Raw genomic sequence first — 21,219 nt, 5'->3', positions numbered from 1 at the left:
TGAGGGTCCGGTGTTGGCCGGGTGGAGACGCGAGCTGGTCGGGTGACGCCGGTAGTTCCGGCCGGAAACCGGAAACCCGCTCGAAACGTTAAGCCGATCTATGTCTGGCCGTCAACGCTGAAAACTTCCGGAAATTCATCACATGACCTGCATCGCGCTGAGTGGCTAGCGGTCGAAACTTTCGGAGGCCGACGATCGGCGGCTGCGGCGTGAGCGCAGGGCGCGGCGGGCACGGCACATCTCGCGGCGACGTCGTGGCGGCGCACACGGCCGGGCATCGTCGACGCGGTGGCCGACGATGCCCGGTGACGTTGACGAGGACCGGTCAGCGCAGACCGGCGAAGAGGTCGTCCTCGGGGGTCGGCGCGCCGGTACGGTCCCGGACCCGCACGAAGGTCTCCACGCCCATCAGCTCGGTGAACCGCTCCTGGCCCAGTTGCAGGAAGAAGATGTTCTCGGTCTGACTGGCGTGAGTGGCCAGCGCGTCGAACTTCTGCGCGCCGTACTTGCTCGTGTCGACCCAGGTGGTGATCTCGTCGTCGGGGAGACCGAGCTGCGGGCCCGGCTCCGACGCCGCGTCCGGCTCGGCCCACTCGACGCCGAGCTCCTTCATGATCCGACCGAACTCAGCGAACGCCGTACGCGGCACAGTGGTCCAGTAGACCTTCGCCGGAACGTCCGTCTGCTCGACCGCCGCCATGGTGATCCGATGAGCCTGGATGTGGTCCGGGTGGCCGTAGAAACCGTTCTCGTCGTACGTGACGATCACGTCCGGCCGGTACTGCCGGATCAGCTCCGCGAGCCGGGCCGCCGCATCCGCCACCGGTGTCGTCCAGAAAGCGCCGGGCAGGTCGTTGGTCGGCCAGCCCATCATCCCGGAGTCGGCGTAGCCGAGGGTCTCCAGGTGGGTGACGTTCAACGTGGCGCAGCTTGCCTCCAACTCGGCCTGACGCATCGCCACCACGGCGGCCGCGTCGTGCCCCTCCTCGCCCGGCTTGACCCCACCCGGGCCGTCCCCACATCGCCCGTCGGTGCAGGTCACGAGCACGGTGGTGACCCCCTCGGCGGCATAGCGGGCAAGGACGCCGCCGGTGCTCGTCGCCTCGTCGTCGGGGTGGGCGTGCACCGCCATCAGGGTCAGAGGTCGCTCAGCCATGCCATCACCCTACGGTCATCCGGCTACGGCCTCACGACCTCCACCGGGAACGTCCGCGGGAGCGGGCATCCTACCCAGTTCGGCATTCGTCGAGCCGCCCTTGTCTGAACGGCGTTCAGGCTCCGGGCAGGTCGTTAGATTCGGGCGTGATCGGCACATTCGAGCAGGTCCGGACGCGGGGAGAAGTCGATGGCAGAGGCCGCTGGCGGGTTCACCGACCTGCGACAGGTCGACGCCGGAGTCCTGAACGTCGGATATGTGGACGCCGGGCCGCCCGACGGGGACGCGGTGATCCTCCTGCACGGGTGGCCCTACGACATCCACAGCTTCGCCGACGTCGTACCGCTGCTCGCCGCGGCCGGTCAGCGGGTCGTCGTCCCGTACCTGAGGGGCTACGGCACGACCCGGTTCCTCTCCGACGACACGATGCGAAACGGCGAACCAGCTGCCATGGGGCTCGACCTGATCGCCCTGATGGACGCCCTGAAGATCGACACCGCGAAGCTTGCCGGGTTCGACTGGGGCGCACGGACCGCAGATGTCGTTGCCGCCCTGTGGCCGGAGCGCTGCCGAGGGCTGGTCTCGGTCAGTGGCTACCTGATCGCCAGCCAGGCATCCGGTAAGGCGCCGTTGCCGCCGAAGGCGGAGTTGGCGTGGTGGTACCAGTACTACTTCGCCACCGAGCGAGGGCGGGAAGGTTACGACAGGAACCGGCGCGACTTCAACAAGCTGATCTGGCACAGCGCATCGCCCAAGTGGACGTTCGACGACGCGACGTACGACCGCAGCGCGGCATCGTTCGACAACCCCGACCACGTCGACATCGTCATCCACAACTACCGCTGGCGGATGGCCCTCGCCGACGGCGAGGCACAGTACGACGAGATCGAGAAGCGCCTGGCCACGCAACCGAAGATCACGGTGCCCAGCATCTCCATGGAAGGCGACGCCAACGGCGCGCCCCACGTCGAGCCCACCGTCTACGCCAAGCAGTTCACCGGCCCGTACGAGCACCGGACCGTCGGGGGCGGCGTCGGGCACAACCTGCCGCAGGAGGCGCCGCAGGCGTTCGCGGACGCGGTGCTGGAGGTTTGAGCCGCTGGCCTCCCGGTCACCGGGGCGTCGGACGTTCCACCCGCACCGGATCGCCGCGAACCAGCTCGTCGTGGATGCGCCACCGGGCGGTGGTGACGGCACGTCGCGCCGCCTCGTCGCCCTGCTCGATGCGGTGGCGCAGCAGATCCAGGGCGATGCGGCGGTTGAGGCTGAACTGCCGCTCCTCGTCCACCACGACCACCAGGCCCGAGGGGCGGTGCGTTGCGCGTACCGCAGTGCTGGCCTTGTTCCGGTGCTGACCACCCGGCCCGCCGGTGCGGCAGGCGACGATGTCGACGTCCGCCTCGCGGAACGTCGTCGGCCGGGCGTCGCTTTCGGGCGGCTGGGCGGTGACGTACCAGTTCTTCCGGCCGACGCCCGACCGGTACGGGCTGGGGGCCTGCCAGCACAGCGTGCCGGTCCACGAGGCCGCGAACGCCTCGGCGTCGACGCCGGAGATCCGGATCAGCACCGACCGGCAGGTGCCGGCGCGGTCACCGGGCACCGCCTCGACCTGCTGGATCGTCAAACCTCGGCGGGCGCCCTCGCCGCGCAGCCGGTGCAGCAGTTGACTCAGTGCCCAGGCGCACTCCTGAGGCCCACGCCCGGCCGACAACAGCAGGAACGCTGTCACGACCGGCCTCGCCGGCCGCGGTGGCCCCGCCGGTCCGGTCGTGCGGCGGACCCGAGGTCGGGCGTCTTGTAGGTGACCACTGGCGTCGTGCTGACCACCGGCGTGGCCAGTTGGTGCTCGACCAGGTCGGCGATCACCTGCTCGATGCGCTTGTACGCCGTGGGCGCCTCCTCGAAGAGCAGCTGCCGGTCACCGCACACCACCAGCGACCCCACCGGCGTACGGCGTAGCTCCTCAACCGTGTGCTTGGCCCGGCCCCGCCGCAGGGCGTCGGCGCGCGACATCTTGCGGCCGGCGCCGTGGGCCACCGAATGGTTGGCCTCCGGCCCGGCGTGCGCGGCCACCAGGTAGGACGCCGTTCCCCGGGTACCGGCGATCAGGACATCGCGCCCGTCACCCGGCGCCGCGCCCTTGCGGTGCAGGTAGACCCCGTCCCGGACCTCGACCAGGTTGTGGCACTGGTCGACGATCGGCGCGGTGGGCTCGGCCCCCAGCGCGTGCGCCACCCGGGCGGCCAGCACCCGGCGGTTGAGCGAACCCCACCGTACGGCGTCGTCGTGCATACCCAGGTAGGCGGCGGGGTCGGGCGCCGCCCCGGCGCCGTGGACCTCGGTGTGCGCCCGGAGGATCCGCTCGCCCAGGCCACGGGAACCGCTGTGCACGATGAGCACCAGATCGCCCGCGTCCAGCCCGAGCCGGCCCGCGTGCCGCACGTCGAAGACGGTGTCGACGCGGGCCAGCTCCACGAAGTGGTTGCCCCGGCCCACCGTTCCGAGACCGTCCAGGTGACCGGCCGGGACGTCACCGTCGACGGCGGCCCAGGCGGGGTCGTCGGCGTCGCGTACCGGGTCGAGCGCCTGGTCGAGGTCGGGGAACCGGGCGGCGAGCCGTTCCGGTACGGCCCGCTTGAGCTTGATCGGAAACACGGCGATGCCGCAGCCGATGTCGGAGCCCACCAGGAACGGGTACAGCACCGTCGACGCCATGGCCGCGCCGATGGGCGCGCCCTTGCCGGGATGCAGGTCCGGCATCGCGGCGACGTGCCGCATGCCGTCCAGGGCGGCGACCTGTTGGCACTGTGCGAGCGCATCGGACTCGATCCAGCTCGCGGGTGAGGCGAACACCGTGACGGTGGCCGGGGCGGACGGGGGCAGGGCCTCCCGAGGGAGGTGGTGCTGGGACAAGGAGGCTCATCTCTGGCGGCGAACGTGAAAGCGGACGGCGTCACGGCCCCCGGGAGGCGTCACCGGTGGCGCGGAGCAGGGGGTGGAGTCCGTCAGTACGTCATGGATGACACTCTGGCCGAGGCGCGCCAGGCACGACAACCGATTTTTCTTCACGACGTACGCTGCCGCGATGAGCGCACCGCGTCGCATCCTGGTCTACGGGGTGTACGGCTCCGGCAAGTCCACCCTCGCGGCGCGATTGGCCGACCATCTCGGACTGACCTGGTATCCGGTGGACGACCTGCTCTGGCAACCGGGCTGGGTCGAGGTGCCGGTCGCCCAGCAGCGCAGCCGGATCGAGGAAATCTGCCGACGGGACCGCTGGATCATCGACGGGGCGTACCACGGCTGGCGGGACGTCCCGATGGCCCGCGCCGACCTGGTCGTCGGCCTGGACTATCCACGATGGCGTTCGTTCGGACGGTTGCTCCGCCGCACCGTCCACCGGGTGGTCACCGGCGAGGTGATCTGCAACGGCAACCGCGAGTCGCTGAGCAGTGTGCTGTCCCCGGACTCGATCCTGGTGTGGCACGTCACCGCGTTCGGCAGGGCCCGGCGGCGGATGCGGGCCTGGCAGGCCGACCCGTCCGCGCCGCCCGTGGTGTTGCTGCGCTCCCCAGCGGAGCTGGACGTCTGGCTGGCCGGGCTGCCCCGCCGGTGAGCGGTGCGATCGACGGCGGTGTCAGGCCGGCCTGAGCGCGCGTCCGAGGACGCAGGGGGAGGAGGGGCTGTTGCTGGTGGCCGGGAAACGGAACCTGCGCAGCTGCTCCACCTCAAACCCGGCCGCCCCGATGGCGGCGACGGTGTCGCGGTTGGTGTGGCAGCCGGCGAAGAGCCTCGGCCACAGTGTGGCGTCGAGGAGTCGTTGGGCGCGGTGCAGACCGGTGGCCTCCTCGGCGGCCACGTGTTCGAAGAACCGCACCTGGCCCCCGGGGCGCAGCACCCGGCTGATCTCGGCCAACGCGCTCGCCTGATCGGGCACTGTGCACAACACCAACGCCACCACCGCCGCGTCGAACTCGCCGTCCCCGGCGGGCAGCGCCTCGGCCAGACCGTCGACGACAGTGACCGGCACCGGCGAGGCCGAGGCGGCGCGCTCGGCAGCGGCACGCAGACGCCGCTCCGGCTCGACAGCGAGGACCTGGGTCACCCCCGGCGGGTAGTGGGCGAACATTCGCCCGTTGCCCGCACCGATCTCGATCACCCGGCCGGACAGACCGGCGACCAGGTCCCGCCGGAACGCCGCCGTGCCGGCGCGGTCCATGGCGACGCTGAGCCGCTCGTAAACCCGAGCGAACACCGGGTGGGACACCGTGGCCACGTCGACCTCCTGAGCTCCGTTGAACTGTTCTCCGGCGATTGTCCTGCATCCGCGCACGCTTTCCGTCTTACTGGGTGGCAGCACGATTCGACCCAGTGCATGCAGACAGGACGTGGTTCGGCCATGAAGATCGTCGTCATCGGGGGCAGCGGCCTCATCGGTTCCAAGCTCGTGGACCGCCTCGGCGCCCAGGGCCACGAGGCGGTGCCGGCATCGCCGAAGACCGGCGTGAACACCCTGACCGGCGAGGGAGTGGCCGACGCGCTCGCCGACGCCGAGGTCGTCGTCGACGTGTCGAACTCGCCGTCGTTCGAGGACGCCGCCGTACTGGAGTTCTTCGAGACCTCGACCCGGACCCTCCTCGCCGCCGCGTCGGACGCCGGGGTGAACCACTACGTGGCGCTCTCCATCGTGGGGTGCGACCGGATCCCGGACAGCGGGTACATGCGCGCGAAGGTCGCCCAGGAGAAGCTCGTCGTCGCGTCCGGACTCCCGTACTCGGTGGTGCACGCCACCCAGTTCTTCGAGTTCCTCCAGGGCATCATCGACACCGCCACGGAGGGCGACACCGTGCACCTCGCGCCGGTGCTCATTCAGCCGATGGCCGCTGACGACGTCGCGGCCGCGGTGGCCGAGGTCGCGCTCGGCGCGCCGACGAACTCCGTGGTCGAGGTCGCCGGCCCGGAGCAGTTCCGCCTCGACGAACTGGGCCGCTCCCTCCTCGCTGACCAGCAGGACCGTCGTTCGGTGGTGGCCGACCCCGACGCCCGGTACTTCGGCGCCAAGCTGGGCGAACGCTCCCTCGTCCCGGCCGACGGTGCCCGCCTCGCCGGCACCGGCCTGGACGACTGGCGTACCCGGGCGGGCCGGGGACACTGAGCCGGACCGCTACCGCGATGTCCCGGGTGGGCCGGCCCGCCCGCCGAGGCGCTGCACCAACTCCTGTACCGCCTCGGTGAACGGCTCGTCCGACTCGCCCGGCCTGTGCCCGTGGATGGGTGGGGCGACGCTGTCGCCGGGGGGCGCCACCAGGCCGCAGGGATCAGCCTGTCGGCGATCCACTCCGGTTGCCGGGTTCCCGGTGCTGACCGACGCGGGTGACGGGCTCGGAGAGAAGATCCAGCCACCGATGGGGTCGGTGTCGCGCCACAGGTTCACCCAGCGCCAACCCACCCGCCGGCCGATCTCGTGCAGTGCCGAGTCGTCGACGTACGCGGGGAAGAGCCGTGCGTAGAGGCGGCGCAGCGGGGATCCGTGGGTGAGCAGGGCGACCCGGTCGCCGACCTGCGGCGGCAGCCGGAGCACCGTGGCGGCGAGCAGGACCGAGCCGTGGCTGTGCCCGGTGAGCAGCACCCGGTCGCCGCGTTCGACGAGGTAGGTGATCCGGCGGACCAGTTCCGGCACGGCCCTCTCGGAGTAGCAGGGCGGCGCGAACGGGTGGGCGGCCCGGGGCCAGAACGTGCCGAGGTCCCAGAGCACACCGATGTGCCGGCGGTACGGCTCGGTCCGGTACGCGAAGATGCCGCCGATGATCAGGCCGAGGATGATCGCCGCGACCACCCAGCCAGCGAACACGAGGGCGAACGTGATCGCCGTCGCCGGCAATCCGATGTTCCGCTCGATGACGTCGCCTGGGAACTGCCCGAGCAGGCCGATCGTGGTGGTGGCCGTACCGAGTCCGGCGAGGCAGCCGTAGACCACTGCCAGCGGCACCAGTTTCTCGGTGAAGCGAGCCCGGGCTATCGCGTCTCGGACCTGCCGCAGTCGGGGCCCTGCCTCGGCCGGCGGGTTCGGGAAGTCGCGCGCGACGATCGCCGCGGCGGCCCGCCGCCGACCGCGACGGGAGATCAGGATGACGAGGCCGGCGACGATCACGGTGATCAGCACCGCGCGGAAGAAGCCGTAGATCGCCCACACGTAGGCTCGGGGTGGGCCTGCGGCGACGCCTTCCGCGGTTGGCATGTCGCGATCCAGGAAATCCGCCACCCGGCCGACCAGTTCGGCCGAGTACGCCACCGCCATGCTGATCCCTGTGGCGGCGACCACGAGAGCGCCCAGCCCGAACAGCGGGATGGCGCTGCGCTCCCGGCACTGCTGCCAGAGCAGCACCACGCCCAGCGCGGTCAGCAGCGTCGTCTGGGCCACGAACAGACCGGTCAGCGTCGAGTCGTAGCCGGGGAGTTCCCGCTCCTCAGGCCAGGGTTGCGCACTGGTCAGCACGTGCGCCACGACGACCACGGTCAGGATGATGGCAGCGGTCCGGAGGATGCGGGTGACCCGGTCGAGCCGTTTGTCGCCGGGGGCCCGGTCGATCAGGGACGGCGTGCAGAGCAGCCCCACGCAGCCCGTCAGGATCACCCCCGTGACCGCCGTCAGCGCGATCGTGGCCGCCGAAGCGCCACTCGCGCCGCGGGCCAGGAGCAGTGCGAGGTCCAGCGTCGCGAAGGCCGCGGCGACGTGGATGGCGCGCAACCGGCCCACCAGTGGCTCGGCGTCCCACTGGCCGAGGGTGCCGAGGCGGGACGCGGCGATGTCCTCATCGGGTGCGCGAAACGCCTCGAACGTCCGCTCCGGACGGCAGCTGACCCGCCAGACCAGGCCGACAGCGGCGGCCGGAACCAGCGCGAGCACCGCCAGCCGCAGGCCGACCGGCTGTCCACCCAACCAGGACAACCAACTGCGTCCCGCCAGGCAGTCCGGCGAGGCCAGGCACTTCCAGCCGACGAGGTCCAGGGCCACGCCGGCGATGGCGAGCACGTACAACACGGTGAGCGTGAGCGCCAGAACCCGGCACAGGGACTTGACCGTCGCCTCGGAACGTGGGTTCGCCGGGCGCATCCAGATCGCGACGTTGACAAGCATGAAGGGGAGCAGGAAGACCACCGCCAGGGTGCGGGCCACGGTCCCGGAGGGCAGGTCACCCCAGCGGTACGCCTCAAGCGTCACCCCGTGCGTGCCGGTGCTCTCCGAGTACCGGGGGCGCGGCCGGTAGAACCCGCCACTGTGGTCACCGGCGACCTGCGCTGTCTGTTGCAGGTCCAGCACCTGTGCGGCGCTCGCGCCGGAGACCCCGTGCACCCGTAGCTCCACGACGTCACCGGAGTCGTCCGGCCCGCTCAACCGCGCTGATCCATCCGACGTCCCCCCGAGGCGTCTCGCAGCCCTTGTCCCGCGGCGAGCCCGACATCACGCGCGGGGCCGCCGACCGCGGTGACGGCAGAGCCGGGTCTACCCGATCCGGACGCCCTCAATCCCGGCCGGCCGGGGCGCTACCGCCCCGATAGGGCCCACCCGGCTGCGGTCGACCGGCTCTGGGCGTACGCCGAGAAGGCGCTCGCCTCGCGCTGAGGACGGCCGGGCCACGCCGGGCGAGGATTGATCCGGTCGTGGCGGGGTAGGTGCCGCCATGGTCGCTGCCGGTCGGCGCGGAGCGGACGCGGGCCCGTCGACAGTCGTTCGGTGGTGGGACCGCGTGGTGGCCGCGTTGCGCGAGCGGGTCCGCCGCGTTCGGACCATCGGCGGCCTGGCCCTACAGGCCGGCCTGGCCGCGGGGCTGTCCTGGTTCGTGGCGCATTCGCTCCTACAGGTGTCGCAGCCGGTCTTCGCGCCGATCTCCGCCGTCTCGACGCTCGCCGCGTCAGTCGGCCAGCGGTTGCGTCGCACCGTCGAGCTGATCATCGGGGTCACCGTCGGGGTGCTGATCGGCGACGCGCTGCTCCTGGTGATCGGCACCGGGTGGTGGCAGCTCGCCCTGATCGTCGTGCTGGCGATCGTCGTCGCGCTCTTCCTCGCCGGTAGCGCGGCCGTGGTGATCCAGGCCGGGGCGACGGCGGTGCTGATCGCCACGCTCAGCCCGACCGTCCGGGATCTGGAGATCCCCCGGTTCGTGGACGCGCTCATCGGGGGAGGGGTGGCGCTGCTGGTCACCGCCGTGTTGCTGCCGCTGAACCCGCTGCGGGTGCTCAACCGGGCCGCGCGGCCGGCGTTGGATCTCCTCGCGTCCCAGCTCGACGCCACCGCCGAGGCGCTGACCGAGCGGGATGCCGCTCGGGCCCGTACCGCCCGGGGTGAGCTGCGGCAGAGCGCGGGCCGGTTGAAGGCGTTCGTCGAGGCGACCCAGGGCGCCCGGGAGGCGAGCACCCTGTCGCCGGTGTACTGGCATCAACGGCACGGGCCGGTGGGCCGCTACGCGCAGGCGGCGGAGCCGATCGACCGGGCGATGCGCAACAGCGGCACCCTGATCCGACGATCGGTGACGCTCATCGAGGACGGCGAGCCGGTGCCGGGGTCGTTGCCGACGGCGGTGGCCGGTCTCGCCGAGGCGGTCCGCCTGCTGAAGCGGCAGTTCGCCGCCGGCGACGAGCCGAACCGGGCACGGGAGCAGGCGCTGCGGGCGGTTCGGACGGCCGGGCACGCCTATCGGGACGGCGTCGGCTTCTCCGGTGCGGTGGTGGTGGCACAGGTCCGGACGACAGTCAGTGACCTCCTGGTCGCCTCCGGGCTGAGCCAGGAGGACGCGAATCACCTGGTCCGGAGGGGCTTCGGCGACGTCTGAGAGTCAGCTGACCCCCGCCGGAGCCACGCGGCGGCACCTTCCTGAGCCATGACTGTTGCACTGTGAGCCAAAGTGATGCCATGATGGTGCCATGGAGCTGAGGTCATACGTCGAAAACCTGCGTAACGAGTTCGCCGTGGCCGCGGAGGGCGTGGACCCGGAGGCCCGGGCGCTGGCCGAACGACTCTTCGCGCAGTTGGAGGCGGCCACCCGTCTCACTCTGCTCGAAGCGCTGTCGGACGCGGCCGACGAGATCACCCGTGACCTCGCACCGGGCTCGGTGCACGTGCGGCTGCGCGGGCGCGAGCCCGACTTCGTGGTGACGCCGGCCAGCCTGCCCGTCGAGGTGGTGAGCGAGCCCAGCGGCCCGCCACCGCTGTCGGTGCCGGTGTCCGCGCCCGACGGTGACGAGGGCGGCACCTCACGGATCAACCTGCGGCTCCCCGACCACCTGAAGGCCAGCGTCGAGGACGCCGCCGGCCGCGCCGGGCTCTCGGTCAACGCCTGGCTGGTGCGTGCCGTCGCCGGTGCCATCGGGGCGGGCGACACGGAACGTCGTCCACCCCGTCGGCCGGAGCCGCGCTCCGGCCAGCACTTCACCGGCTGGGCCCGCTAACTTCCCGTACCCCTTCCACCTCGCCGCCGACCAGCGGCGACCTTCGCCGACCACATTTCGGGAGACCACCATGCCTGTTTTCGAAACGCCAGAACCGATCTCCGTTCAGATCGAGCTGCCGATCGGCGATGCCTGGATCGCCGCGAGCGACCGCACCGACACGGTGGTGACGGTGCGGCCCCGAGACCCGTCGAGCAAGGCCGACGTGAGCGCCGCCGAACAGAGCACCGTCGAGTTCGCCGCCGGGCGGCTGGTGATCCGGGTGCCGAAAAGCTGGCGCCGCTACGGGTTCGGCCCCGGGCCGTCGGTCGACGTCCAGATCGAGGTGCCGACCGGGTCGCGGGTGTACGCCGAGGCGGCGTGGGCGGCGTTCCGCTGCGAGGGCCGGCTCGGCGAGTGTCGGATCAAGACCGGCAGCGGCATCCGCCTCGACGAGACCGGGCCGTTGGAGATCGACAGTAGCCACGGCGAGGTCGCTGTGGAGCGTGTGCTGGGCTCCGCCCGGGTGAAGGCGTCGTCCGGCAAGGTGCGCATTGGCGCGGTCGACGGCACCGCCGAGATCAAGAACTCGTCCGGCGACTGCTGGATCGGCCGCAGCGCCGGCGACGTCCGGATCAACACGGCCTACGGCGACATCACAGTGGACGCGTCGCAGGCCTCGGTGACGGCGCGCACCGCCTACGGCAACCTCCGGCTGGGTGAGGTCACCCGCGGCGCGGTCGACGTACAGACCTCCTACGGCGCGATCGAGGTCGGCATCCGTCGCGGGACCGCCGCCTGGCTCGACGTCAGTTCCAAGCACGGCCGCGTGCACAACGCGCTGGAGTCGACCGACAGCCCGGCGCAGACCGACGAGACGGTCGAGGTCCGGGCGAACACCTCCTTCGGCGACATCATGATCCGCCGCGCCTGACCAACCGCCCCGCCGACCACAGATGAGGAGACCATGACCAGCTCCATGAACCCCGCGATCGTCGCCACCGACCTGCGCAAGTCCTACGGCGACAAGGTCGTGCTGGACGGCATCGACCTGATGATCACCGAGGGCACCATCTTCGCGTTGCTCGGTCCGAACGGCGCCGGCAAGACCACCACCGTGCAGATCCTCTCCACCCTGATCGACGCCGACGGCGGTAACGCCCGCGTCTTCGGCCACGACCTGACCCGGGAACCCGACGCGGTACGCGCGCTGATCGGCGTCACCGGCCAGTTCTCCGCCGTCGACAACCTGCTCACCGGTCGGGAGAACCTGACCCTGATGGCCGACCTGTGCCACCTGGACAGGGCCGCCGGTCGGCGGCGGATCGCCGACCTGCTCGACCAGTTCGACCTGACCGATGCGGCGGGCAAGCCGGTGTCGACGTACTCCGGCGGCATGCGTCGCCGGCTCGACCTCGCGATGACCCTGGTCGGCGAGCCCCGCGTCATCTTCCTCGACGAGCCGACCACCGGCCTCGACCCGCGCAGCCGCCGGGCCATGTGGCACATCATCCGCGCACTGGCCGCCGAGGGCGTGACCATCCTGCTCACCACGCAGTACCTGGAGGAGGCCGACCAGCTCGCCGACCGGGTGGCGTTCCTCGACCACGGCCGGCTGATCGCCGAGGGCACGCCGCGCGAGCTCAAGCGGCTCATCCCGGGCGGCCACGTCGTGTTGCAGTTCGCCGACCAGGAGGGGCTCGACTCGGCGGCCCGGACGTTCGAGGCTGCCACCCGGGACGACGCGGCGCTCACCCTCCAGGTGCCGAGTGACGGCGGGGTCGGATCGCTGCGATCCCTGCTCGACCAGCTCGACCGCGCCTCGATCAGCGTGGCGGCGCTCTCCGTGCACACCCCCGACCTCGACGACGTCTTCCTCACCCTCACCGGTCAGCCCGACACCCGGGCCAGCCGACCCGACCACGAAAGGGCTCCCGCGCGATGAGCACCCTCTCCCTCGCCGTCCGCGACTCGAGCACCATGCTGCGGCGCAACCTGCTGCACATGCGGCGGTACCCGTCGATGACGTTCCTGCTCATCGGCATCCCGATCATCATCCTGCTGCTCTTCGTCTACGTCTTCGGCGGCACGCTCGGTGCCGGCCTCGGTCCGTCAGGAGACCGCTCCCAGTACGCCAACTACGTCACCCCCGGCATCCTGCTCATCACCGTGGTCAGCGCCGCGCAGGGCACCGCCATCTCGGTCGCGATGGACATGACCGAGGGGATCATCGCCCGGTTCCGCACGATGTCGATCTTCCGACCGTCGGTCCTGACGGGTCACGTGCTGGGCAGCCTGGTCCAGACCATGCTCAGCCTCGCGGCCGTCACCGTCGTGGCGCTGCTGGTCGGGTTCCGGCCCACTGCCAACGCGGTCGAGTGGCTCGCGGCAGTCGGCGTCCTCGCCATGATCACCTTTGCGCTGACCTGGCTGTCCGTCGCCCTCGGTCTGGTCAGTGACAGTGTCGAGACGGCCAGCAACCTTCCCATGCCGCTGATCCTCCTGCCGTTCCTCGGCAGCGGGTTCGTCCCCACCGACTCCATGCCGACCGCCGTGCGGCTGTTCGCGGACTACCAGCCCTTCACGCCCGTCATGGAGACCCTGCGCGGCCTGCTGCTGGGCACCGGCATCGGGGCCAACGGGATCATCGCGGTCGTCTGGTGCGCCGTGATCAGCGTGGGCTGCTTCTTCTGGGCCAAGGCCCTGTACAACCGCAACCGGGCGGCCTGATCCGACCGGCGCGCTCGGTCTCGCCTCCGCAGGTGGAGAGCCGGCGGCTCGGCCCACAGGGGTCGGGCCGCCGGCTCTCCTGCTTTCGGGCCGCCCGACGCTCCGTCGGGCGCGCGGGACGACCGGGCGGCGCGGGCACACCAAGGCGTTGAATGTTATCGATAACACAGGGCTGCGGCCCGGCTTCGCGCCGGGCGGGTCGCCCTCCGGAGCGCTCAGCCATGAGTCCGCATGGTCGTCAATGGCTGTCGGGCGGATCCGAGCACGCGACCGCGGCGTTCCGGGAATGTTATCGCTGCCATCATCGCCGGGGGGAGAAGTGGTCGGTATCGGACGGCGATGCCGCAATGTGCGGCGCACTGGACCGATCGCGCCGCCTGTCGACGGGTCTCCGGGCGGTTCTCGTTCCGGACGCCGGCCCCATTCGTCGGATGGCTGCCGCAGTTGACGCCGGAATCGAATGGTTTGCACCGGTCCGCTATCTACCCTCCCGAGTCGGTCCGCCTTTCGCGTTCCGTTACGGAGCTGTTGCGGCTAGATGTCTTGACGAGCCTGGATGTGAGCGTTAACACTATCCCCGTTAACGGTGGAGGTGAACATGAACCGTGTGGACGGAGCTGACGACCGCTACGTCGTCGGTGTCGACTACGGCACCCTGTCCGGGCGAGCTCTGGTGGTCCGTGTCGGCGATGGTGCCGAGTTGGGGACCGCGGTGCACGAGTACGGCGATGGCGTGATCAGCACGGCGCTTCCGGGAGGTCGAACCCTGCCCCCGGACTGGGCCCTGCAGAACCCACAGGACTACCGCGACGTGCTGCGGTACGCCGTTCCGGCGGCGGTGTCCGCCGCGGGGGTGGACCCGGCGGCGGTGGTCGGCATCGGCATCGACTTCACCGCCTGCACCGTGCTGCCGACGCTCGCCGACGGCACCCCGCTGTGCGAGACCCCCGAGCTGCGCGACCGACCGCACGCCTGGGTCAAGCTGTGGAAGCACCACGCCGCGCAGCCGCACGCCGACCGGATCAACACGCTGGCCCACGAGCGGGCCGAGCCGTGGATCGGCCGGTACGGCGGCAAGATCTCCGCCGAGTGGCAGTACGCCAAGGGCCTTCAGATCCTGGAGGAGGACCCGGAGGTCTACGACCGGGCCGAGCGCTTCATCGAGGCGGCCGACTGGATCGTCTGGCAGCTCTGCGGCACCGAGACCCGCAACGTCTGCACGGCCGGCTACAAGGGCATCCTGCAGGACGGTCACTACCCCTCCGAGGGCTTCCTGACCGCGCTCAACCCCAACTTCGGCGACTTCGTGGCCAAGCTGGACGGCCCGTTGCTGCCCCTCGGCGCCCGGGCCGGCGCGCTCACCGCCCAGGCCGCCGTCTGGACCGGCCTGCCGGAGGGGATCGCGGTGGCCGTCGGCAACGTCGACGCGCACGTCACCGCGGCGTCCGCGCAGGCGGTGCGGCCCGGTCGGCTGGTCGCCATCATGGGCACCTCGACCTGCCACGTCGTCAACGGCGCGGAGGTCGCCGAGGTGGCCGGCATGTGCGGTGTGGTGGACGGCGGCATCAGCCCCGGCGCGTGGGGTTACGAGGCTGGGCAGAGCGGTGTCGGCGACATTTTCGGCTGGTTCGTCGACCACGCGGCCCCGGCCGGCATCGACTCGCACGAACGCCTGACCGAGTTGGCCGCGAGTCAGCCCGTCGGCGCGCACGGCCTGATCGCGCTGGACTGGTGGAACGGCAACCGTTCCCTGCTGGTCAACCACGACCTCAGCGGGATGATCGTCGGCATGACCCTGGCCACCCGGCCGGCGGACATCTACCGTGCCCTGCTGGAGTCCACCGCGTACGGCACCCGGATGATCATTGAGGCGTTCGTCGACGCCGGAGTCCCGGTGAACGACCTGGTGATCGCCGGTGGTCTCACCAACAACGCGCTGCTGATGCAGATCTACGCCGACGTGACCAGGCGACCGCTGAACATCATCGCCTCGGCGCAGGGGCCGGCGCTGGGCTCGGCGATCCACGCCGCCGTCGCCGCCGGTGAGTTCCCCTCGATCCACGAGGCGTCGCAGGCGATGGGTCGGGTGCACGAGGCCGTCTACCGCCCGAACCCCGAGCGGGCCCGCGCCTACGACACCCTCTACGCCGAGTACCGGGCCCTGCACGACCACTTCGGTCGTGGCGGCAATGACGTCATGCTCCGCCTGCGGGCGATTCGCAACGCGGCGGTCGAGACCGCCGCGACCACCCACGAGGCCCCGCTGGAGGTGGTGGCGTGAACGCCGAGGCGACCCGACAGATCAGCGAGCTGCGCGAGACCGTCGCCCGCCTGCACGCCGAGCTGACCCGGTACAACCTGGTCGCCTGGACGTCGGGCAACGTCTCCGCGCGGGTCCCCGGCCAGGATCTGATGGTGATCAAGCCGAGCGGGGTGAGCTACGACGATCTCACCGCGGCCACGATGGTGGTGTGCGACCTCGACGGCGTTCTCGTCGAGGGCGATTTCGCCCCGTCCAGCGACACCGCGGCCCACGCCTACGTCTACCGGGCCATGCCCGAGGTCGGTGGGGTCGTGCACACGCACAGCTCGTACGCGACCGCCTGGGCCGCGTGTGGGGAGTCGATCCCCTGTCACCTCACCGCGCAGGCCGACGAGTTCGGTGGGGAGATCCCCATCGGCCCGTTCGCGCTGATCGGCGGTGACGACATCGGCAAGGGCATCGTCGCCACGCTCGCCGGGCACCGCTCGCCCGCGGTGTTGATGCGCAACCACGGCGTGTTCACCATCGGCCGCGACGCCCGCGCGGCGGTCAAGGCGGCGGTCATGTGCGAGGACGTGGCCCGCACCGCGCACCTGGCCCACACCCTTGGGCAGCCGGTCCCGATGGCCCAGGCAGACATCGATGCTCTTTATGACCGTTACCAGAACGTCTACGGTCAACAACCAGTCGCACCGGCAGGTTCCTGACCCTGCACCGATCATCCAGGACCCGTCGGTCTGCACCACGACGCACCAGCACGCACCACCCGCGTACGCCGCTCCTGCGCACCTCGGCGGCTGCCGCGGTTACCCACCACATCCAGCCAAGGAGATTCGATGGGAAAGATGCGAATGCAGTCCGCTTCGTGGCGCGCTGCCGCGGTCCTCGCCAGCGTGCTGCTCGTCGGCAGCGTTGCGGCCTGCGGTAACAGCGACACCGGCGGCGGCGGCACCAAGGATGACGGCAAGATCACGATGGGCTTCTCGCAGGTCGGTGCGGAGAGCGGGTGGCGTACCGCGAACACCATCTCGATCAAGGAGGCCGCCACGGCGGCCGGAATCGAGCTGAAGTTCGACGACGCGCAGCAGAAGCAGGAAAACCAGATCAAGGCGATCCGCAACTACATCCAGCAGAAGGTCGACGTGATCGCCTTCTCGCCGGTGGTGGAGTCCGGGTGGGACACCGTGCTCAAGGAGGCCAAGGACGCCAAGATCCCGGTCATCCTGACCGACCGCTCGGTGGACTCGGCCGACAAGTCGTTGTACAAGACCTTCCTCGGCTCGGACTTCATCAAGGAGGGCCGGCTCGCAGGCGAGTGGCTGGTCGAGCAGAAGAAGACCGCCTCGGGTCCGGTGAACATCGTCGAGCTGCAGGGCAGCACGGGCGCGGCGCCGGCGAACGACCGCAAGAAGGGCTTCGGTGAGGCGATCGCCGCCAACCCGAACCTGAAGGTCATCGCCTCTCAGACTGGCGACTTCACCCGGGCCGGCGGTAAGCAGGTCATGGAGCAGTTCCTCAAGGCCAACAAGCAGATCGACGTGCTGTTCGCGCACAACGACGACATGGGTCTGGGTGCGATCGAGGCGATCACCGCTGCCGGCAAGGTCCCCGGCAAGGACATCACCATCATCACGATCGACGCCGTCAAGGACGGCATGCAGGCTCTCGCCGACGGGAAGTTCAACTTCATCGCGGAGTGCAGCCCGCTGCTCGGCCCGCAGCTGATGGACCTGGCCAAGAAGGTCAAGGCCGGCGAGGAGGTGCCTGCTCGGATCGAGACCGAGGAGACCACCTTCACGACCGAGCAGGCCAAGGAAGCTCTGCCCAACCGTAAGTACTGATCGACGACGGGGTCGCCGCGTTCGCGTGGCGGCCCCGCCGCGTCGCCTCCCTACCCGAAACGGACCGGGCTTGGCCCGCGACGACCCCCGTACCACGCCCGCCCGAGCGCCCCCAGGGACGACCGGGCGGGCGTGGCGGGAGTGTAGCGGCCCTTCCGTGTCGACAACCCAGAAGAGGTCTGATGGGATGACGGATAGCCGTCCGGTCCTGACGATGACCGGGATCAGCAAGTCCTTCCCCGGGGTGCGCGCACTCCACGACGTCAACTTCCGGCTCTTCCCCGGCGAGGTGCACGCCCTGATGGGCGAGAACGGCGCCGGCAAGTCGACCCTCATCAAGGTGCTCACCGGCGTCTACGACACCGACGAGGGCGCGGTCACCCTCGATGGCGAGCCCGTGTCGTTCACCGGGCCGATGCAGGCGACCGCCGCCGGTGTGAGCACCGTCTTCCAGGAAGTCAACCTCTGCACCAACCTCTCGGTGGCGGAGAACATCTTCATCGGCCGTGAGCCTCGCCTCTTCGGCGCCGTCCGTTGGGGTGAGGTCCGCCGCCGCGCCCGGGCCCTGCTGGCCCGCCTCGACCTCGACCTCGACGTCAGCGCGCCTCTCGGCTCGTACTCCCTGGCGATCCAGCAGATGGTCGCCATCGCCCGCGCGATCGACATCAAGGCCCGGGTGCTGATCCTGGACGAACCGACGTCCAGCCTCGACGCCAGCGAGGTGGCGCAGCTGTTCCGCATCATGCGGCAACTGCGCGACGAGGGCATCGCGATCCTGTTCGTGACCCACTTCCTCGACCAGGTCTACGAGATCGCCGACCGGATCACCGTGCTGCGCAACGGCGGGCTCGTCGGCGAGTACCTCACCACCGAGCTGCCCCAGCTCTCCCTGGTCGAGAAGATGATCGGCAAGGAGCTCGACGTCCTGGAGGGCATTGAGGAGCACTCCCGGCGGGACCTCGCCGCGCTGGAGGAAGGCACCCCCCTGGTGGCGGTGTCGAACTTCGGTCGGGCGGGTGCGGTCGAGCCGTTCAGCCTCACCATCCACGCCGGCGAGGTGGTGGGCCTGGCCGGCCTGCTGGGCTCGGGGCGTACCGAGGTCGCGCGGTTGTTGTTCGGGGCCGACCGGACCGACGGCGGTCAGGTGACGATCGACGGCACGGCGAGCAGCCTCCGCACCCCCGCGCAGGCCATCGACCACGGCATGGGCTTCTGTTCGGAGAACCGCCGGGCCGAGGGGATCGTCGCGGACCTGTCGGTCCGCGAGAACATGATCCTCGCCATGCAGGCTGCCCGCGGCTGGCTGCGGCCCATTCCGCGTCGCCGCCAGGACGAGCTGGTCGACAAGTACGTCAAGGCCCTCAACATCCGGCCCGCCGACCCGGAGGTGCCGGTACGCAACCTCTCCGGAGGCAACCAGCAGAAGGTGCTGCTGGCCCGGTGGCTGATCACCGAGCCACGACTGCTGATCCTCGACGAGCCGACCCGGGGCATCGACATCGGCGCGAAGACCGAGATCCAGAAGCTCGTGACGCAGCTGTCCGACGGGGGCATGGCGGTGCTGTTCATCTCCGCCGAGCTGGAGGAGGTGCTGCGCCTCAGCCACAAGGTGGCCGTGATGCGGGACCGGCAGATGGTCGCGCAGCTCGCCAACGACGAGAGCCTGGACGCCGACCGCATCATGCAGACCATCGCCAGCGGAACCCACCGGGAGGAGGCAGACCGATGAACGACACCATGAGCCGCTACCGGACGATGATCGGTCACCGGCTGTTCTGGCCCGCCGCCGTGCTGTTCGTCATGCTCGCCGCGAACACGATCTACCGGCCCGGGTTCCTGTCCATCGAGCTCAAGGACGGGCACCTCTACGGCACGCCGATCGACATCCTGCGGCTGAGCGCACCGCTGATCCTCGTCGCGCTGGGCATGACCCTGGTCATCTCCACCGGCGGCATCGACCTGTCGGTGGGTTCGCTCTGCGCGATCAGCGGCGCGATCGCCTGCATGTACATCAGCAAGCAGCCCGACCAGAACAGCCTTGGCGTGGTGGTCACCGCCCTCGCGATGGCGATGGGCGTCTCGCTCGTGCTCGGCGCCTGGAACGGGGTGCTGGTGGCCGTGATCGGTATCCAACCGATCATCGCCACCCTGATCCTGATGGTCGCCGGCCGGGGCCTCGCCCAGCTGATCACCGAGGGCCAGATCATCACCATCAACTCCGAGCCGTATCGGGCGATCGGCCTGGGCCACGCGTTGACCCTGCCGCTGGCCATCTTCATCGCGCTCGCCGCGGCCCTGCTGGTCGCCGCGTTCACCCGTCGCACCGCACTCGGCATGATCATCGAGTCGGTGGGCGGCAACGCCATGGCCAGCCGGCTCGCCGGCATCCGGTCCGGCCGGGTCATCTTCCTGGCGTACGTGATCAGCGCCGCGTGCGCCGCGGTCGCCGGTTTCATGATGACGGCCAACGTCTCCAGCGCCGACGGCAACGCCGCCGGCCTCTGGGTCGAGCTGGACGCGATCCTCGCGGTCGTCATCGGCGGTACGTCCCTCGCGGGCGGCCGGTTCTTCCTCAGCGGCACGATCATCGGCGCGCTGATCATCCAGACCCTGACCACCTCGGTCTACGCCATGGACATCTCACCGCAGACCTCGCTGCTGTTCAAAGCGGTCGTCGTCATCGCCGTCTGCCTCATCCAGGCGCCGGCCTTCCGGGCCCGGTTCAGGCGCCGTAGGCGCAACACCCCGCCGCCCGCCACCATCGCCGACAAGCCGAAGGAGCAGGTGCCGGCATGACCACTGGAACGCTTACCGCCGGTCGTACCCGGTTCCGGCTGCCGAGAAAGCAGATACCGGTCCTGGCGACGCTCGCCCTGCTGCTGCTGATGTACGGCATCGGCGTCTCGCAGTACACGGCGTTCTCCAACGTCCAGGTCATCTTCAACGTCTTCATCGACAACGGCTTCCTGCTCGTCGTCGCGGTGGGCATGACCTTCGTGATCCTCACCGGTGGCATCGACCTGTCGGTCGGTTCGGTCGTCGCCATGACGGCGATGGTGTCGGCCGCGCTGCTCCAGGACGGCATGCCGGCGGCGCTGGTGCTGGTCATCGCCCTGCTCATCGGCCCGACGCTCGGCCTGTTGATGGGCTGCGTCATCCACTTCTTCGAGATCCAGCCGTTCATCGTCACGCTCGCCGGGATGTTCTTCGCCCGGGGCATGTGCACCTTCATCTCCGGCGCGTCGATCCCGATCACCGACGGTTTCTGGACCTCGATGTCGCAGGAGCGGATCGGTAACCCCCAGGGCAACTTCGTGTCGATCAGCGTGCTGATCGCCTTCGTGGTGGTCGTCATCGCCGCGTACACGCTGGCCTACACCCGGCTGGGACGCAACGTCTACGCCATCGGCGGCAACCCGCAGTCGGCGCTGCTGATGGGCCTGCCGGTGGGGCGGACCCGGATCGCCGTCTACACGATCAGCGGTCTGTGCTCGGCCATCGGCGGGATCCTGCTGTCGTTCTACACCCTCTCCGGCGCGCCGCTGATCGCCGTGGGGATGGAGCTGGACGTCATCGCCGCCGTCGTCATCGGTGGCACGGTGCTCACCGGTGGCGCGGGCTACGTCTTCGGAACGGTGCTCGGCGTGCTGGTCCTCGGCGTGATCCAGACTCTCATCACCTTCGACGGGAGCCTCAACTCCTGGTGGACCAAGATCGTGATTGGCGGTCTGCTCTTCGCGTTCATCCTTCTTCAGCGCCTCATCGGAATCCGTTACAAGTGAACGCCCCTCTCGCGGAAGGCA

19 protein-coding genes are annotated in these 21,219 nt (G+C 70.2%); 14 read left to right on the top strand and 5 right to left on the bottom strand.

From position 1 onward, the window contains the following. Positions 1–325: 325 nt before the first annotated feature. On the bottom strand, positions 326–1,156 hold the full coding sequence (locus tag ABZS40_RS06200) for a PIG-L family deacetylase (RefSeq protein ID WP_354942280.1): 831 nt from the start codon (positions 1,154–1,156) through the stop codon (positions 326–328). Positions 1,157–1,345: 189 nt separating this feature from the next. Between ABZS40_RS06200 and ABZS40_RS06195 the strand changes: the two genes are divergently transcribed. Then, on the top strand, positions 1,346–2,251 hold the full coding sequence (locus ABZS40_RS06195) for an alpha/beta hydrolase (RefSeq protein ID WP_354942279.1): 906 nt from the start codon (positions 1,346–1,348) through the stop codon (positions 2,249–2,251). A gap of 16 nt (positions 2,252–2,267) precedes the next feature. Here ABZS40_RS06195 and prfH read toward each other — a convergent pair whose 3' ends face one another. Together prfH and ABZS40_RS06185 are read right to left on the bottom strand one after the other, a co-directional pair. Beyond that, positions 2,268–2,885: a peptide chain release factor H gene (gene prfH, locus ABZS40_RS06190; protein ID WP_354942278.1), complete on the bottom strand. Its 618-nt coding sequence runs from the start codon at positions 2,883–2,885 to the stop codon at positions 2,268–2,270. Beyond that, positions 2,882–4,069, bottom strand: coding sequence for an RNA ligase RtcB family protein (locus tag ABZS40_RS06185; RefSeq protein ID WP_354942277.1), 1,188 nt, complete (start codon positions 4,067–4,069; stop codon positions 2,882–2,884). The genes prfH and ABZS40_RS06185 overlap by 4 nt, the downstream gene beginning before the upstream one ends. Before the next feature lie 172 nt (positions 4,070–4,241). Between ABZS40_RS06185 and ABZS40_RS06180 the strand changes: the two genes are divergently transcribed. Further along, entirely contained in the window at positions 4,242–4,772 is a 531-nt protein-coding gene (locus ABZS40_RS06180; protein ID WP_354942276.1) for an adenylate kinase, read from the top strand. Between the two features lie 21 nt (positions 4,773–4,793). Here the strand turns inward: ABZS40_RS06180 and ABZS40_RS06175 are convergent, their stop codons facing one another. Further along, on the bottom strand, positions 4,794–5,432 hold the full coding sequence (locus ABZS40_RS06175; protein ID WP_354942275.1) for a methyltransferase domain-containing protein: 639 nt from the start codon (positions 5,430–5,432) through the stop codon (positions 4,794–4,796). 99 nt (positions 5,433–5,531) lie between these two features. Here ABZS40_RS06175 and ABZS40_RS06170 point away from each other — a divergent pair, with 99 nt between their 5' ends. Next, positions 5,532–6,311, top strand: a complete 780-nt coding sequence (locus ABZS40_RS06170; protein WP_354942274.1) for an SDR family oxidoreductase — start codon at positions 5,532–5,534, stop codon at positions 6,309–6,311. A gap of 9 nt (positions 6,312–6,320) precedes the next feature. Here ABZS40_RS06170 and ABZS40_RS06165 read toward each other — a convergent pair whose 3' ends face one another. After that, positions 6,321–8,552 carry a hypothetical protein gene (locus ABZS40_RS06165; protein ID WP_354942273.1) on the bottom strand — a complete coding sequence of 744 codons (2,232 nt, stop codon included), beginning with the start codon at positions 8,550–8,552 and terminating at the stop codon, positions 6,321–6,323. Positions 8,553–8,838: 286 nt separating this feature from the next. Here ABZS40_RS06165 and ABZS40_RS06160 point away from each other — a divergent pair, with 286 nt between their 5' ends. From ABZS40_RS06160 to yjfF, 11 genes are all read left to right on the top strand, one after another. Beyond that, positions 8,839–9,987 (top strand): FUSC family protein, encoded by a 1,149-nt coding sequence (locus ABZS40_RS06160; RefSeq protein ID WP_354942272.1) that lies wholly within the window; start codon positions 8,839–8,841, stop codon positions 9,985–9,987. A 91-nt stretch (positions 9,988–10,078) separates the two neighbouring features. Further along, complete coding sequence (locus tag ABZS40_RS06155) at positions 10,079–10,603, top strand: hypothetical protein (RefSeq protein ID WP_354942271.1); 525 nt, start codon at positions 10,079–10,081, stop codon at positions 10,601–10,603. Between the two features lie 70 nt (positions 10,604–10,673). Continuing rightward, the gene (locus tag ABZS40_RS06150) at positions 10,674–11,516 is read left to right on the top strand and encodes a DUF4097 family beta strand repeat-containing protein (RefSeq protein ID WP_354942270.1); all 843 of its coding nucleotides are present in this window, start codon (positions 10,674–10,676) and stop codon (positions 11,514–11,516) included. A gap of 33 nt (positions 11,517–11,549) precedes the next feature. After that, positions 11,550–12,527, top strand: a complete 978-nt coding sequence (locus tag ABZS40_RS06145) for an ATP-binding cassette domain-containing protein (protein WP_354942269.1) — start codon at positions 11,550–11,552, stop codon at positions 12,525–12,527. Next, positions 12,524–13,312, top strand: coding sequence for an ABC transporter permease (locus tag ABZS40_RS06140; RefSeq protein ID WP_354942268.1), 789 nt, complete (start codon positions 12,524–12,526; stop codon positions 13,310–13,312). Before ABZS40_RS06145 ends, ABZS40_RS06140 begins: the two co-directional genes overlap by 4 nt. A gap of 598 nt (positions 13,313–13,910) precedes the next feature. Beyond that, on the top strand, positions 13,911–15,593 hold the full coding sequence (gene araB, locus ABZS40_RS06135) for a ribulokinase (protein WP_354942267.1): 1,683 nt from the start codon (positions 13,911–13,913) through the stop codon (positions 15,591–15,593). Continuing rightward, entirely contained in the window at positions 15,590–16,282 is a 693-nt protein-coding gene (locus tag ABZS40_RS06130) for an L-ribulose-5-phosphate 4-epimerase (protein ID WP_354942266.1), read from the top strand. Before araB ends, ABZS40_RS06130 begins: the two co-directional genes overlap by 4 nt. 138 nt (positions 16,283–16,420) lie before the next feature. Continuing rightward, on the top strand, positions 16,421–17,416 hold the full coding sequence (locus ABZS40_RS06125; protein ID WP_354942348.1) for an ABC transporter substrate-binding protein: 996 nt from the start codon (positions 16,421–16,423) through the stop codon (positions 17,414–17,416). A 187-nt stretch (positions 17,417–17,603) separates the two neighbouring features. Next, positions 17,604–19,145, top strand: coding sequence for a sugar ABC transporter ATP-binding protein (locus ABZS40_RS06120; RefSeq protein ID WP_354942265.1), 1,542 nt, complete (start codon positions 17,604–17,606; stop codon positions 19,143–19,145). Continuing rightward, positions 19,142–20,212: an ABC transporter permease gene (locus tag ABZS40_RS06115; RefSeq protein WP_354942264.1), complete on the top strand. Its 1,071-nt coding sequence runs from the start codon at positions 19,142–19,144 to the stop codon at positions 20,210–20,212. The genes ABZS40_RS06120 and ABZS40_RS06115 overlap by 4 nt, the downstream gene beginning before the upstream one ends. Beyond that, positions 20,209–21,198 carry a galactofuranose ABC transporter, permease protein YjfF gene (gene yjfF / locus ABZS40_RS06110; RefSeq protein WP_354942263.1) on the top strand — a complete coding sequence of 330 codons (990 nt, stop codon included), beginning with the start codon at positions 20,209–20,211 and terminating at the stop codon, positions 21,196–21,198. The genes ABZS40_RS06115 and yjfF overlap by 4 nt, the downstream gene beginning before the upstream one ends. The last annotated feature ends 21 nt before the right edge of the window (positions 21,199–21,219 follow it).

The sequence above is a fragment of the Micromonospora sp. NPDC005324 genome (assembly GCF_040607155.1).
Classification (GTDB): domain Bacteria; phylum Actinomycetota; class Actinomycetes; order Mycobacteriales; family Micromonosporaceae; genus Micromonospora; species Micromonospora trifolii.
Note: the sequence above shows the minus strand (reverse complement) of the source record. Positions and strands in the feature narration are given on the sequence as shown.

Excerpts from the sequence above, each read along its gene's own strand:
- ABZS40_RS06200 (WP_354942280.1), bottom strand. The coding sequence starts at position 1,156 with ATGGCTGAGCGACCTCTGACCCTGATGGCGGTGCACGCCCACCCCGAC.
- ABZS40_RS06195 (WP_354942279.1), top strand. The coding sequence starts at position 1,346 with ATGGCAGAGGCCGCTGGCGGGTTCACCGACCTGCGACAGGTCGACGCC.
- ABZS40_RS06140 (WP_354942268.1), top strand. The coding sequence starts at position 12,524 with ATGAGCACCCTCTCCCTCGCCGTCCGCGACTCGAGCACCATGCTGCGG.
- ABZS40_RS06120 (WP_354942265.1), top strand. The coding sequence starts at position 17,604 with ATGACGGATAGCCGTCCGGTCCTGACGATGACCGGGATCAGCAAGTCC.
- ABZS40_RS06180 (WP_354942276.1), top strand. The coding sequence starts at position 4,242 with ATGAGCGCACCGCGTCGCATCCTGGTCTACGGGGTGTACGGCTCCGGC.
- ABZS40_RS06170 (WP_354942274.1), top strand. The coding sequence starts at position 5,532 with ATGCAGACAGGACGTGGTTCGGCCATGAAGATCGTCGTCATCGGGGGC.
- ABZS40_RS06125 (WP_354942348.1), top strand. The coding sequence starts at position 16,421 with ATGCGAATGCAGTCCGCTTCGTGGCGCGCTGCCGCGGTCCTCGCCAGC.
- araB (WP_354942267.1), top strand. The coding sequence starts at position 13,911 with ATGAACCGTGTGGACGGAGCTGACGACCGCTACGTCGTCGGTGTCGAC.
- ABZS40_RS06150 (WP_354942270.1), top strand. The coding sequence starts at position 10,674 with ATGCCTGTTTTCGAAACGCCAGAACCGATCTCCGTTCAGATCGAGCTG.
- ABZS40_RS06145 (WP_354942269.1), top strand. The coding sequence starts at position 11,550 with ATGACCAGCTCCATGAACCCCGCGATCGTCGCCACCGACCTGCGCAAG.
- ABZS40_RS06155 (WP_354942271.1), top strand. The coding sequence starts at position 10,079 with ATGGAGCTGAGGTCATACGTCGAAAACCTGCGTAACGAGTTCGCCGTG.
- yjfF (WP_354942263.1), top strand. The coding sequence starts at position 20,209 with ATGACCACTGGAACGCTTACCGCCGGTCGTACCCGGTTCCGGCTGCCG.
- ABZS40_RS06160 (WP_354942272.1), top strand. The coding sequence starts at position 8,839 with ATGGTCGCTGCCGGTCGGCGCGGAGCGGACGCGGGCCCGTCGACAGTC.
- ABZS40_RS06115 (WP_354942264.1), top strand. The coding sequence starts at position 19,142 with ATGAACGACACCATGAGCCGCTACCGGACGATGATCGGTCACCGGCTG.